The 13611-nt window shown below is 67.4% G+C and carries 12 protein-coding genes; 8 read left to right on the forward strand and 4 right to left on the reverse strand.

The window, feature by feature from the left end; genetic code table 11:
• Positions 1 to 49 precede the first annotated feature (49 nt).
• Positions 50 to 2857 carry a preprotein translocase subunit SecA gene (secA, locus tag HF024_RS05330; protein WP_085369945.1) on the forward strand — a complete coding sequence of 936 codons (2808 nt, stop codon included), beginning with the start codon at positions 50 to 52 and terminating at the stop codon, positions 2855 to 2857.
• Between the two features lie 68 nt (positions 2858 to 2925).
• On the opposite strand, the gene HF024_RS05335 is transcribed toward secA, so the two are convergent.
• Complete coding sequence (locus HF024_RS05335) at positions 2926 to 3477, reverse strand: Rv3235 family protein (protein WP_085369946.1); 552 nt, start codon at positions 3475 to 3477, stop codon at positions 2926 to 2928.
• A 191-nt stretch (positions 3478 to 3668) separates the two neighbouring features.
• Here HF024_RS05335 and HF024_RS05340 point away from each other — a divergent pair, with 191 nt between their 5' ends.
• Both HF024_RS05340 and HF024_RS05345 read left to right on the forward strand, forming a co-directional pair.
• Positions 3669 to 5162 carry a PAS domain-containing sensor histidine kinase gene (locus tag HF024_RS05340; RefSeq protein ID WP_085369947.1) on the forward strand — a complete coding sequence of 498 codons (1494 nt, stop codon included), beginning with the start codon at positions 3669 to 3671 and terminating at the stop codon, positions 5160 to 5162.
• Between the two features lie 185 nt (positions 5163 to 5347).
• A complete protein-coding gene (locus HF024_RS05345; RefSeq protein ID WP_210724024.1) occupies positions 5348 to 5713 on the forward strand; it encodes a hypothetical protein in 366 nt (121 codons plus the stop codon).
• A 7-nt stretch (positions 5714 to 5720) separates the two neighbouring features.
• On the opposite strand, the gene HF024_RS05350 is transcribed toward HF024_RS05345, so the two are convergent.
• Positions 5721 to 6287, reverse strand: coding sequence for an Lrp/AsnC family transcriptional regulator (locus HF024_RS05350; protein WP_085369948.1), 567 nt, complete (start codon positions 6285 to 6287; stop codon positions 5721 to 5723).
• A gap of 174 nt (positions 6288 to 6461) precedes the next feature.
• On the opposite strand from HF024_RS05350, the gene HF024_RS05355 reads away from it, so the two are divergent.
• The 5 genes from HF024_RS05355 to HF024_RS05375 are packed head-to-tail and all read left to right on the forward strand — an operon-like array spanning position 6462 to position 11547.
• Positions 6462 to 8033 carry an ABC transporter substrate-binding protein gene (locus HF024_RS05355; protein WP_210724025.1) on the forward strand — a complete coding sequence of 524 codons (1572 nt, stop codon included), beginning with the start codon at positions 6462 to 6464 and terminating at the stop codon, positions 8031 to 8033.
• Entirely contained in the window at positions 8017 to 9096 is a 1080-nt protein-coding gene (locus HF024_RS05360; RefSeq protein ID WP_247597315.1) for an ABC transporter permease, read from the forward strand. Before HF024_RS05355 ends, HF024_RS05360 begins: the two co-directional genes overlap by 17 nt.
• Entirely contained in the window at positions 9093 to 9983 is an 891-nt protein-coding gene (locus HF024_RS05365; RefSeq protein WP_085369950.1) for an ABC transporter permease, read from the forward strand. The genes HF024_RS05360 and HF024_RS05365 overlap by 4 nt, the downstream gene beginning before the upstream one ends.
• On the forward strand, positions 9980 to 10774 hold the full coding sequence (locus HF024_RS05370) for an ABC transporter ATP-binding protein (RefSeq protein ID WP_247597316.1): 795 nt from the start codon (positions 9980 to 9982) through the stop codon (positions 10772 to 10774). Before HF024_RS05365 ends, HF024_RS05370 begins: the two co-directional genes overlap by 4 nt.
• Positions 10771 to 11547, forward strand: coding sequence for an ATP-binding cassette domain-containing protein (locus tag HF024_RS05375; RefSeq protein ID WP_085369951.1), 777 nt, complete (start codon positions 10771 to 10773; stop codon positions 11545 to 11547). The genes HF024_RS05370 and HF024_RS05375 overlap by 4 nt, the downstream gene beginning before the upstream one ends.
• 106 nt (positions 11548 to 11653) lie before the next feature.
• Here HF024_RS05375 and HF024_RS05380 read toward each other — a convergent pair whose 3' ends face one another.
• Positions 11654 to 12487: a glycosyltransferase family 2 protein gene (locus tag HF024_RS05380; protein ID WP_168688902.1), complete on the reverse strand. Its 834-nt coding sequence runs from the start codon at positions 12485 to 12487 to the stop codon at positions 11654 to 11656.
• Positions 12484 to 13596: a glycosyltransferase family 4 protein gene (locus HF024_RS05385; protein WP_168688903.1), complete on the reverse strand. Its 1113-nt coding sequence runs from the start codon at positions 13594 to 13596 to the stop codon at positions 12484 to 12486. Before HF024_RS05385 ends, HF024_RS05380 begins: the two co-directional genes overlap by 4 nt.
• Between the last annotated feature and the right edge of the window lie 15 nt (positions 13597 to 13611).

A 13611-nucleotide genomic window follows, 5' to 3' on the forward strand; every position in this document is an offset into this window, starting at 1 on the left:
ACTGGGCGACAGGCGACATCAGCCTGAACAAACAAAGTGGAGTGCATACGTGGCCTCAGTATTGGAAAGGGTCCTCCGAGTCGGCGAGGGCCGTACCCTCCGTCGCCTGGAGGCGTACGCCAAAGCGGTGAACGCGCTCGAGGACGACTTCAGCGAACTCACCGACGAAGAGCTCATGCACGAGACCGTCGAACTGCGGGAGCGATACAGCAACGGCGAGTCTCTCGACGACCTGCTGCCCGAGGCCTTCGCCGCGGTGCGCGAGGCCGCGAAGCGCACCCTCGGGATGCGTCACTTCGACGTGCAGATCATGGGCGGCGCCGCCCTGCACCTCGGCAACATCGCCGAGATGAAGACCGGTGAGGGCAAGACCCTCGTCGCCACGACGGCCGCGTACCTCAACGCGATCGCCAGCCGCGGCGTCCACGTCATCACGGTCAACGACTACCTCGCCAGCTACCAGTCCGAGCTGATGGGCCGCGTGTTCCGCGCGCTCGGCATGAGCACCGGCGTGATCCTCGCCGGACAGACGCCGGAGGAGCGCCGCGAGCAGTACGCGGCAGACATCACGTACGGCACCAACAACGAGTTCGGCTTCGACTACCTGCGCGACAACATGGCGTGGCAGGCGAGCGACATGGTCCAGCGCGGCCACTTCTTCGCGATCGTCGACGAGGTCGACTCCATCCTCATCGACGAGGCCCGCACCCCGCTGATCATCTCCGGTCCGTCCTCCGGTGAGGCGAACCGCTGGTTCAACGAGTTCGCCAACCTCGCCAAGCGTCTCGAGCCGGAGGTCGACTTCGAGATCGACGAGAAGAAGCGCACCGTCGGCGTGCTCGAACCCGGAATCGAGAAGGTCGAGGACTACCTCGGCATCGACAACCTCTACGAGTCGGCCAACACGCCCCTCATCTCCTTCCTCAACAACGCGATCAAGGCGAACGCCCTGTTCAAGCGCGACAAGGACTACGTCGTGATGAACGGCGAGGTGCTGATCGTCGACGAGCACACCGGCCGCATCCTGATGGGTCGCCGATACAACGAGGGCATCCACCAGGCCATCGAGGCGAAGGAGGGTGTCGAGGTCAAGGCCGAGAACCAGACCCTCGCCACGGTCACCCTGCAGAACTACTTCCGCCTCTACAAGAAGCTGTCCGGCATGACCGGCACGGCCGAGACGGAGGCCGCCGAGTTCATGAGCACGTACAAGCTCGGCGTGGTCCCCATCCCGACGAACAAGCCGATGCAGCGCATCGACCAGTCCGACCTCGTCTACAAGAACGAGCAGGCGAAGTTCGCCCAGGTGGTCGAAGACATCGCGGAGCGCCACGAGAAGGGCCAGCCGGTCCTCGTCGGAACGACCAGCGTCGAGAAGAGCGAATACCTCTCCCGCCTGCTCGCCAAGAAGGGCGTGCGGCACGAGGTGCTCAACGCCAAGAACCACGCGCGAGAGGCCGCGATCGTCGCGCAGGCCGGACGCCTCGGCGCCGTCACCGTCGCCACCAACATGGCCGGTCGTGGAACAGACATCATGCTCGGCGGCAACGCCGAGTTCATCGCCGTCGCCGAGATGAACGCCCGCGGCCTGTCGCCCGTCGACACCCCGGAGGAGTACGAGGCGGCCTGGGATGAGGTCTTCAACTCCGTCAAGGAGAAGGTCCAGACCGAGGCGGACAAGGTCGTCGCGGCGGGCGGGCTCTACGTGCTCGGCACGGAGCGCCACGAGTCGCGCCGCATCGACAACCAGCTGCGCGGTCGTTCCGGCCGTCAGGGCGACCCGGGCGAGAGCCGCTTCTACCTGTCGCTGACCGACGACCTGATGCGCCTGTTCAACGCGGGAGCAGCCGAATCGCTGATGGGCAGAGGAAACGTCCCCGACGACCTCGCCATCGAGTCGAAGGTGGTCAGCAGGGCCATCCGCAGCGCCCAGTCGCAGGTGGAGGCCCGCAACGCGGAGATCCGAAAGAACGTCCTCAAGTACGACGACGTCCTCAACCGCCAGCGCGAGGCGATCTACGGCGACCGCCGTCGCATCCTCGAGGGCGACGACCTGCACGAGCGCACGCAGCAGTTCCTCACCGAGGTGATCGACGACATCCTCGACCAGCACACGGGCGAGGGCAACGGCGACGACTGGGACTTCGACGCCCTGTGGGCCGAGCTGAAGACGCTCTACCCGGTGGGCGTGACGATCGACGAGGTCATCACCGAGGCGGGCAACAAGGGCAAGATCAACCGCGACTTCATGCGCCGCGAGATCCTGTCGGATGCGCGGATCGCCTACAAGAAGCGCGAGGAGTCGCTCGGTTCGCCCGCAATGCGCGAACTGGAGCGCCGCGTCGTCCTCTCGGTGATCGACCGCCGCTGGCGCGACCACCTCTACGAGATGGACTACCTGAAGGACGGCATCGGCCTGCGCGCGATGGCCCAGCGCGACCCGCTGGTCGAGTACCAGCGCGAGGGCTACGCGATGTTCCAGCAGATGATGGGCTCGATCCGCGAGGAGACGGTCGGCTTCCTGTTCAACCTGGAGGTGGAGGTCAACGAGGCTCCCGGCGAGGTCGAGGCGCCGAGCGTGGCCGCCAAGGGCCTCGGCCGCGGCGACGACGACGCCCCGCTCAGCTACTCCGCTCCGAGCGACGCCGGCGGCGTCGAGGTCCGCAACCAGCGCGGCCAGATCGAGCAGAGCGCCACCGCCCGCGCCCAGCGTGCGCAGGCGCAGCTGAACGAGGCATCGGCGCCCCCCGCACAGGGCGGCACCCAGCGTGGAGCCTTCGGCCAGCGCGTCTCCGACAGCGACGACGCCGCGCCCGCCAACCGCGCAGAGCGCCGCGCCCAGGGCAAGAAGCGCTGACCAGCGCCTGACCGACCACGAATGGCCGCCCCGCCCGGGGCGGCCATTCGCGTCTCCGGCTGGTGATTTCACAGCACTGTCATCGCGCTCGCCCTCCAGCGCGAGCCGACCACGTCGAGGCGCATGGCGACGGCGCGCGTGCGGTTGGGCTGGTGCACGAGCACGACCGCCTCGATCACGCCGTCGCGGGGCGTCGCGATGTACGGCTCGCCGACCCAGAGGCGCGGGCGCTGGACCGGGTTGCCCGCGATCTTCCTGGTGCGCTCCGAGATGGTGGTGCGTCGCAGCAGATGCACGAAGACCGAGTCGCTCACCCAGCGGCTGAGCTGGTCGATGTTCCTCGCTCCGGCCAGGACCTCGATGACGCGCAGAGCGAGGTTGGCTGCGAGAGGCGCCGGATCGGGCAGCCCGTCCGCGCGCGGGACGGCTGGAAGCTCCGCGACGGCCCGGAACGGCGCAGCCCCACCCTCGGGCCCCCGGCCCCGTCCACGCGCCTCCTGAGCCGCTTCAGGCGCAGCCACCGCATCCACCCCCTGCCGCGCCCGGAGGCGCATCCCGGCCCGTTCGCGGAGGGCGGTCGGGCTGGTGCGGTCGTCGTGGTGGTTGAGAACGGTGGTCACAGGAGTTTTCCCCTCGTCGTGGCCGCGGCTGTGCGGCGACTTGCTTCGGTGCTGGCAGCGGGAAGCCTCTCCTCGCTCCGGCCGCCGCGTGAGTGTCACTCAAGCAGGCGCGTCTACGGGGAGTCCAGGGCTCTAACACAGGCTGTGGATAACATCCGTGATCGTGTCGGGGGACTGCCTAGACTAGGTGCGTGTCGACGCTCAGTGATCTTGTGCATGCCCATACCCGTTCCTCGGAGGAGGACGTCGATTGGCTGCACGGCCTCGTCGGGGACTGGCAGCTCCTCGCCGATCTGGCCTTCGCCGACATCGTGCTGTGGGTGCCGACCACCGATGACGATTTCGTCGCCGTCGCGCACGCGCGCCCGTCGAGCGCCGCGACCCTGTTCTACCGCGACTTCGTCGGCCAGCGGATCAAGCCGGAGTGGCGACAGCAGGTCACGGATGCGTTCCAGACCAAGCAGATCATCGACACCAACGCGCCGGACTGGTTCGAGGAGACCCCCACCAGGGTGCTCGCCGTCCCGGTCATCCGGCGGCTGAGCGTCAACTCTCCGGAGACCGCCGAGCAGCCTGTCGCCGTCATCACGCGGCACTCCAACCTCAGCGAGGCGCGCACCCCCGGCCGTCAGGAACTCACGTTCAACGCGTGCGCCAACGACCTCTTCAACATGATCGCCACCGGCGACTTCCCCGACCTGGGGGCGCCGAGCGGTCCAAGGCGTGGAGCGCCCCGCGCCTCCGACGGACTCATCCGGCTCGACGTGGACGGGATCACCACCTTCGCCAGCCCGAACGCCCTCAGCGCCTTCAACAGGATGGGCTTCACCGAGGAGCTGGAGGGCGAGTCCCTCGCCACCGTCACCACCCGGCTGCTGTCCGGCCGGATGACCGTCGACGAGTCCCTCCCGCTCGTCGTCACCGGGCGTGCACCGTGGCGCACCGACATCGAGGCGCGCGGCGTCACCGTGTCGCTCAGGGCCATCCCGATCCGCAACAGGGGGGAGCGCGTCGGCGCGATCGTCCTCTGCCGCGACGTGTCCGAGCTGCGGCACCAGGAGCGCGAGCTCATCACCAAGGATGCGACCATCCGGGAGATCCACCACCGGGTGAAGAACAATCTGCAGACCGTCGCGTCGCTGCTGCGCATCCAGGCCCGCCGCACGCACTCGGAGGAGGCCAGGGAGGCCCTCAACCAGGCGATGCGCCGGGTGGCGGCCATCGCCGTCGTGCACGACACACTCTCCACCGGTCTCAACCAGATCGTCGACTTCGACGACGTGTTCGCACGGGTGCTGCTGCTGGTGGCCGAGGTCGCGTCGAGCCACAACACGACCGTGCACCCGAAGTCGTCCGGCAGCTTCGGTTCGCTGCCGAGCGAGTACGCGACGCCGCTCGCGCTCGCACTCACCGAGCTCGTCACCAACGCCGTCGAGCACGGGCTCGCGGGTCGCGAGGGCGAGGTGGAGATCATCGCAGACCGCTCGGAGGACTCGCTCACGGTCAAGGTGGTCGACAACGGCTCGGGGCTGCCGGAGGGCAAGGTGGGGAGCGGGCTCGGCACGCAGATCGTGCGCACGCTCATCCAGGGCGAGCTGGGCGGCACGATCGACTGGCACACGATGATGGGGCAGGGCACAGAGGTGACCATCGAGGTGCCGCTGCGCTACCTCACGAAGTCATAACGTCCGGTGGTTCGCACCTACCGCAGCCATCTGTAGCGGCGAAAACGTGGTTCGGGACGAATCGTTCCGCGCAAACGGCGTTTCGTAACACAAATGCCGCGCAACAGGCTCCGGATGCGCGCCCGCTGGACGGATCGCATCCCGGTTTGACAGCCCCCAGGGCAACGGGGGCAGAATGGTCCGCCGTGACCGCCTCCGCCAAGAACACCCGCGCATCCGCTCCCCTCGACGGCAAGTACTTCGACATGATCTCGTCGACGTCGAGTGTGGTGGCCGAGGATGCTCCCACGCGTTTCCTCTACCGCGAGGACTCCGGGGTGCTGTGGGGCGAGTACGTCGGCGACACCGTCGCGGTCGGCCGCTTCGTCGGGCGCAGGGAGGACGACGTGCTGCACATCTCGTTCGTGCACCACGGCATCGACGGCAGCACGGCGCAGGGGAGTGCCACCTCGACGCTCTCGACCGACGACGACGGCCGGCTGATCCTCACCGAGGAGTTCGCGACCCCGGATGGCGCGCAGCACGTCTCCGTGTGCCGCGAGGTGGCGTAGCCCCAGCTCACCGCCGTCTGCGTGGATCGGCCGTCGCCCGCTCCGCCCGCTGGTCGCTGGTTCGGACGAACCGGGTCATGCCGTAGCGCTCGCCCGAGGTCTGCAGTGCGTCGGAGGCGACCCTGGGCATCCGGAGCGACACCCTCGTCGCCTGCTCGTCCATGAGGAAGACCGTGACCGTCGCCTTGATCGACGGCCACTGCGCGAGCCGGGTGGCCACGAGGTTGTGGATGGCGGAGACGCCGCTGGCGCGGACGAGCAGCATCGCGTCGTGCTCGCCGGTCATCACGGTGAAGTATTCGAGTTCCGGCAGGGTCTCAAGCCTGCTGCGGAAGTCGGCCCACTGGCTCTGCCGGAGGGTGACGAACACCAGTGCTGAGACGCTCAGGCCGACGGCGGCCGGGTCGATGTCGGCGTGCACCCCGCGGATCACGCCGTTCTTCACGAGAGCCTCGTAGCGGGCGTACGCGTTGGAGCGCGAGATGCCGAGTTCTTCGGCCAGGGCGGCGATGGAGGTGCGGCCATCCTCTCGCAGAAGTTCCAGCATTCGGATATGCGTCTCGTCGAGTTCCATGCGCCCTCACATTCGTCCTCCGAGCGGGCGAAATGGCCCGCGTGATGGAGATAATATGCCGTCGAGGGCAGAAGCGCAGCACATTCGTCCGAGATTTCTGCGCAAAGTTGACACACATTCATGGATGACAGTAATTTCACACCTAACCTTCCAACCAAGTCAAAGGGGTCATCCGTGTCCCATTCCCTGCGTCGCGCCGGCCTCGTCGGCATCGCAGTCGCCAGCGCGCTCGTCCTGAGCGCCTGCGGCGGCACCTCCAACAACGCGTCATCGTCTGGCGGAAAGTCGATCGTGGTCGACGCTTCGTTCGACCTGAAGACCGCAGACCCGAACCGCGAGTACGAGACGACCGGCGGCATGGTCGCCCACGCTCTCTACCAGACCCTCCTCACCTTCGACGGCAGCGATGTCTCGAAGCCGGTCGACGGGCTCGCCAGCTACACCATGTCGGCCGACAACAAGGTGCTCACCCTCACCATGAAGGGCGACTCCACGTTCTCGGACGGCTCGAAAGTGACCGTCGACGACGCCGTGTTCTCGCTGCAGCGCGTGCTCGGCATCAAGGGCAACCCGTCCTTCCTGCTCGACGGCATCACCGTGGCGAAGACCTCGGACACCACGCTGACGCTCACGTCGGCAGAGCCGAACCCCGCTCTCCCGTACATCCTTCCCAACCCGGCGCTCGGCGTCGTGAACCAGAAGGTCGTCGAGAAGAACGGCGGATCGGCGACCGCAGACGACAAGGCGGAGTCCTTCCTCAACAAGACGTCGGCAGGCTCCGGCCCGTACATGCTCGAGTCGTTCGACGCCGCCTCCCAGGTGGTGCTGAAGAAGAACCCCAAGTACAGCGGTAAGGCTCCGGCATATGACCGCGTCGTGCTGCGCAACGTGCAGGGACCGACCCAGAAGCTGAACGTGGAGGCGGGCGACTCGCAGATCGCACTCGACCTGAACCCCGACCAGGTCGCGGCCATCGACGCCTCCAAGGTCAACGTCATCTCGGCGGCGTCGCGATACACGATCTTCCTCCTCCTCAATCAGGACAAGGCCGTCGACCCGTTCACCAGCAACCCGGACTTCCTGGACGCCGTCAAGAAGGGGATCGACTACGACAAGATCCTCGACCTGGCCGGCAAGGGGTCCGAGCGGCCGGGCGGCGTCATCCCGTCGATCTTCATCGGCGCGCTGAAGGCGTCGGACGGCAACCAGTTCGACCTCAGCGGCGCGAAGGCGGCGCTCGCGAAGTCCGGATACAGCGGCCAGACGGTCAAGCTGAACTTCCCGAACGACATCACGGTGCAGGGCCTGTCGCTGCAGTCGGTCGCCGAGTCCATCCAGGCTCAGCTGAAGACCGTCGGCATCACCGTCCAGCTCGCCCCCGCGCCCGTCGCCACCGAGCTGGATGCGTACCGCAACGGCAAGGAGCCGATGGGACTCTGGTACTGGGGCCCGGACTTCCCGGACCCCTCGAACTACTTGGCGTTCACCCCCGGTGAGCTGGTCGGCCTCCGCGCCGGCTGGACGGCGGATGCCGACCCGACCGTGAGCGACCTGGCAGCGAAGGCCAAGGCCGCGACCGGCACGGAGGAGCGCACCGCCGCCTACCAGGCGCTGCAGAAGGCGCAGAACGCCTCAGGGCCGTTCATCCCGCTGCTGCAGCCTGCGCAGAACGTGGTGACCGCGAAGTCCATCACGTCCCTGTCGCTCAACCCGCTCTGGACGATCGACTTTGCGGGCATCAAGTAAGACGCCTCCGGGCGAACGCGAGAGGAACGCGCCGGCGGGGATCCCCCCGCTGGCGCGTTACCTCGCGATCCGGCTCGGCATCACCGTCCTGCTCCTCTTCGGAGTCACGCTCGTCACGTTCACGCTGACCAACCTCGTCCCGGCAGACCCCGTGCAGGCGGCCCTCGGTGAGCAGGCAGCGGCCGACCCGGCGATCGTGCAGCAGTTCCGCGAGGCGCAGGGACTCGACAAGCCGCTGCCGGTGCAGTACCTCACCTACCTCGGTCACGTGCTCCAGGGCAACCTCGGCACGTCCACTCAGACGCACAACGCCGTCGCCTCCGACCTGTCGCGGGCGTTCCCCGCCACGATCGAGCTGGCGGTGACCGCGATCGTCATCTCGATCGTCCTGGGCATCGGCCTCGGCCTGATCGCCGCCCTCAAGCGGCGCACGTTCTGGGATCAGCTCATCCGGGTCATCAGCCTCATCGGCGTCTCGATGCCCGCGTTCTGGCTGGCGCTGGTCGTCTACTTCGTCTTCTTCTACCAGCTGCACCTGTTCCCCGGGTCGGGCCGGCTGGCACCGACGGCCATCGCGCCTCCGCAGGTCACGGGCCTCTATACCGTGGATGCGCTGCTCGCCGGTGACCTGCCGACGTTCTGGGATGCGGTCTACCACCTCATCCTTCCCGCCTCCGTGCTCGCGCTGTACACGATCGGCCTGCTGACCAGGTTCGCGCGCTCCGCCGTGCTCGAAGTCCTGGACCTCGACTACGTGCGTGCCGCCAGGGCCAAGGGCCTCCCCGCGCACACCGTGGTGTTCCGCTACGTGCTGCGCGGCTCGCTCGTGCCGATCATCACCGTGGTCGGCCTGGCGTTCGGCTCCCTGCTCTCGGGCACCGTGCTCGTCGAGAAGATCTACTCCTGGCACGGGCTCGGCGAGTACGCGTTCTCCGCGGCGACCAAGCTCGACCTCCCGGCCATCATGGGCGTCGGCCTCGTGGTCGGCTTCGTCTACATCGGGCTCAATCTGGTGGTCGACATCGCGTACGGTCTGATCGACCCGAGAGTGAGGACGGCATGACCCAGGACGTTCTCTCCCGCGGGCTGCGCCGCCCGTTCCGCGCCAGGCTCAACGTGCCGCGCGCGATGCGGACGCCGCTCGCCGTCACCGGCGGCGCGATCGTGGTGGTGTGGCTGCTGGTCGCGATCCTCGCACCGTGGATCGCGCCGTACGACCCTCTTGCCCAGAGCTTCACCAAGCTGCTCGCCCCGAACCCGGTCAACTGGTTCGGCACCGACGAGGTGGGGAGGGATGTGCTCTCCCGCGTCATCGCCGGCGCGCGCGTCTCCATCCTGCTCGCGCTGCTGCTGGTGGCGTCGTCGCTGGTGATCGGCTCGATCCTCGGGGCCGTCGCCGGATACATCGGCAAGGCGGCCGACGAGATCATCATGCGCATCGCCGACCTGGTGTTCGCGTTTCCGACGATCATCCTCGCGATGGTGATCGCCGCATCCCTCGGCCCGAGCCTGACCAACGCGGTGATCGCGATGCTGATCGTGTCGTGGCCCGCATACGCCCGCGTCACCCGTTCGCTGGTGCTGGGGGCGCGCACGAGCGAGTACGTGATCGCGGGACGTCTGCTGGGCAACAGCCCGGTGGTGTCGCTGTCGAAGGACATCCTGCCCAACATCATCGCGCCGGTGTTCGTGCTGGCGACCCTGGATGTGGGCACGGCGATCCTGCTGCTGTCCGGCCTGTCGTTCCTCGGCCTCGGCGCCGTGCCGCCGACGCCGGACTGGGGCGCGATGGTCTCGTCCGGCGTCCTCAACTTCTCGTCCTGGTGGATCGCCGTGTTCCCTGGGCTCGCGATCCTCTCCGTGGTGCTCGCGTTCAACTTCCTCGGGGACGCGCTGCGCGACTCCCTGGATCCGCGCACGGCTGAGAGCGTTCAGGGGAGGGCACTGTGAGCGGGTTGAGCATCCGGAACCTGACGATGTCGATCGGGTCAGGGGAGCGTGCGAAGCACATCCTGCGCGGCATCGACCTCGAGGTGCCAGCCGGCCGGATCACCGGGCTGGCCGGAGAGTCCGGGTCGGGCAAGACCATGACGGGGCTCGCGGCCCTCGGGCTGCTGCCCGCCGGATCGCAGACCGGCGGCACGATCGAATTCGAGGGGCGCAACCTGCTCGAGCTGCGGGGGAGAGCGCTGAACGAGCTGCGCGGCTCGCGGGTCGCGATGGTGTTCCAGGATCCGACAGCGAGCCTGCACCCGATGCTCACGATCGAGGGGCAGCTCACCGACCACCTCAGAGCGCACCGCAAGATCTCCAAGAAGGAGGCCATTGCGCGCGCCATCGACACGCTCGAACTGGTGAAGGTGCCCGACCCGGCCGGTGCGCTGAAGAAGTACCCGCACCAGTTCTCGGGCGGCCAGCTGCAGCGCATCGCCATCGCGATGGCGATCATCTGCGGCCCGTCCGTGCTGGTCGCCGACGAGCCGACGACGGCGCTCGACGTCACCGTGCAGGCGGGCATCCTGCGGCTGCTGCGCACCCTGTGCGACGAGCTCGACCTCGCGGTGCTGCTCGTCACGCACGACCTCGGCGTGATGTCGGCGCTGGCGGACACCATCGCGGTGATGCGGAACGGAGAGATCGTCGAGCACGGCGACCGGTTCCAGATCATCACCGACCCGCAGAACGAATACACGCGCGCGCTCATCGACGCGCTGCCCAGCACCGACAGGGATGCATCATGAGCCTGCTCGACATCGAAGACCTCGTCGTCACGTACAAGCAGCCGGGTCGCGGGCGGCTGACCGCCGTCGACGGCGTCAGCCTGCGTCTCGACAAACGCCAGGTGCTCGGCCTCGTCGGCGAATCGGGATGCGGGAAGTCGACGATCGCCCGCGCGGTCTGCGGCCTCGAGCCCGTGCAGCACGGGAGCATCCACTTCGAGGGCGAGCCGGTGCGCCGGCTGGGGCTGCGGAAGCGCGACAAGGCGCAGCTGCGCATCCAGATGGTGTTCCAGAATCCGTATGCGTCGCTCAACCCGCGGAGGACCATCGCGAGCCAGCTGACCGACGGCCTGCGCATCAACCCGGACCGGTCGGCCTGGACGGTCGCGTCGCTGCTCGAAGCCGTCGAACTGGATGCGTCGGCCGCGACCAAGCACCCGCACGCGTTCTCGGGCGGCCAGCGTCAGCGGATCGCCATCGCGCGTGCCATCGCCACCGGACCGGACCTGCTGATCGGCGACGAGCCGATCGCGTCGCTCGACGCCTCGCTGCAGGCGCGCGTGGCCGGGATGATGCGCACGCTGGCGATCGAGACGGGCGCCGCCCTGCTGTTCATCAGCCACGACCTCGCCATCGTGCGCGAGATCGCCGACGATGTCGCGGTGATGAGCGCCGGCCGCATCGTCGAGCGCGGCCCGGTCGCGGAGGTCTGGAACAACCCGCAGGCGAGCTACACGCGCCGTCTGCTCGCCGCCATCCCGAAGGTCGACGGCCTCGGCCAGCTCCCCGGCTGACCCGCGCGGCCTGCGCCCCGCCCCGCCGAGCGGACAGCCTTCCACGAGATCCCGACTTCTCGGCCCGAACGGACAACCTGATGCGATGCCCGATCCTCCGTCGGGATCACCGTGACCGCAGTGGTTCGAGCATCCGGTGGACGCGGAACCGCGCCATTTCAACGAGTCGCCGTGATGGCACTGATGTCCGCCCCAAGTAACGGTCAAGCGGAGTTCGCCCAGCAAAAGTGGGGCCGAGGTCGCGTACCCGCGCCGTAATCGCACGCCGATAGCGTTCGTTGTCCCACCAGTACTGCCAGGTGGGGAAGGCCGAGCGCGTCGCGTATTCAAGAACGAAGTCGTCTTGAGGAACATACCGGCCGATTCGCCAACCGCGGGCGAAGAGATCGTAGTCCTCAGCGACGGCGATGCTTTCGTCGTAGCCGCCTGTCCGAGCAAACCAGTCGCGCCGGAACGCACTGGCGCCGTGGGCGACCGCCATCTTGCCCTGGTGGAAGGCCCGGTCCACGCCCTCAACTGTGCCCGGTGTGCGCGGCCACTCCCTCGTTTCCCCCTGGGGTTCACGGGCGACGTATCGGCCGAACCAGACATCCGCGTCGGGACGTGAGACGATCGCAGCCGCGTGAGCGCGCATCCGGCCAGGGAGCGACATGTCGTCCGCATCGCAGATATTCAGGAAGTCGCCGGACGCTGCTGCGATGGCGGTGTTGCGGGCGGCGGATCTTCCGCCGTTCTTCGTGAGACGGATCACCTTCAGGCGAGGATCGTTTAGCTCGTCCAATACTTGAGAGGTGCGGTCGGTCGATCCGTCGTCAACGACGATGACCTCGAACCAGCCCTCGTACTCCTGGTCGAGGTTCGAGCGCACAGAACGCGTGATCGTCGATTCTGCCTGGTATGCAGCGATGATTACGCTGAACCGGGGAAGCGAGGTCTTCACGATGCCTTCCGCTCAAGCACAGACGTGAGGGCTCGGGCCCACTCGACCTGGAAGCTCTCCAGGGAGTGGAGCCGCTCGTATCTTTCCACTGCCCCCTGCCCAAGGGATGCGCGCAGTGCCGGATTCTCGAGTAGTTCGTCGGTCCGCGCGATGAGTTCATCGACGTTTCCCGGTGCGACGAGCATCCCGGTCTGCTCGTGCGCGACGATGTCACGAATACCGCCTGTGTCGAACGCCACCACAGGCATCCCGACAGACATCGCTTCGATGATCGTCAGCGGTTGCGCCTCAAGTGGAAAGCGCGAGGGGAATATCAGGGCCGTCGAGTGCGCAAGCGCCTGCTGCTTCGCGTCTCCGGTAACAACGCCTAGAAACCGCACGCGGCGCTCGAGCCCGAGAGCCGTGAGCCGGGCAACTTGTTCTGCATGAACCTCAGGTTCCACCACCGCGCCCGCAAGCTCGCAGATCAGCGATGGCCTCCGCTGGCACAATTCGACGGCGAGCTCAAGGAAATCGTTCACCCCCTTCTCCGCAATCAGATTGGACATGAACAAGAGGCGCGCATCGTCGCGGTGCGAGGGGGTGGGGAGGCGCGCCGTGGCGTTGTATATGGTGCGGGTTGTACCCCCATCTGCCCACGGTGACACGTCCGAGATCAGGGTAGGACCGAGGCACACTGTCAGATCTGCGCTGCCGAGCGAGAAGGCAACCAACCTTCCAAAGCCGCGACGAGCCGCGAGTGCTCGGTAGCCGACGGAGTGCACGTAGTTGACGAGTGGCAGTCGCAGCACCTTCGCGATCATCACGATGCCGAGATCTGCGGGGAAGGAAAACGATCGGGTGGTGCCGAAGAGCACGACCGCATCCGGGCGGTGCCCGATGACGTCGCCCAGGAAGCGGAACCAGTATCCGACCAGCGCGAGAACCTTGCGCATGCGAAATCTGCCCACGTCCGCCACGGTGCGGCTGAATCGGCGGTCGACGAGCCGCACCTCAGCACCCGCCTCGCGAAGAACGTGGAGAAGAGCACCGGTGACGATCGTGACGCCGTGCACAGGCGGTGGCAGCTGGCTGACGACGGTGATCCGTCGCCCCGAGATTCCAGACATGGACGAGTTCCTTTA

This window comes from Leifsonia sp. PS1209 (assembly GCF_012317045.1).
Classification (GTDB): Bacteria; Actinomycetota; Actinomycetes; order Actinomycetales; family Microbacteriaceae; genus Leifsonia.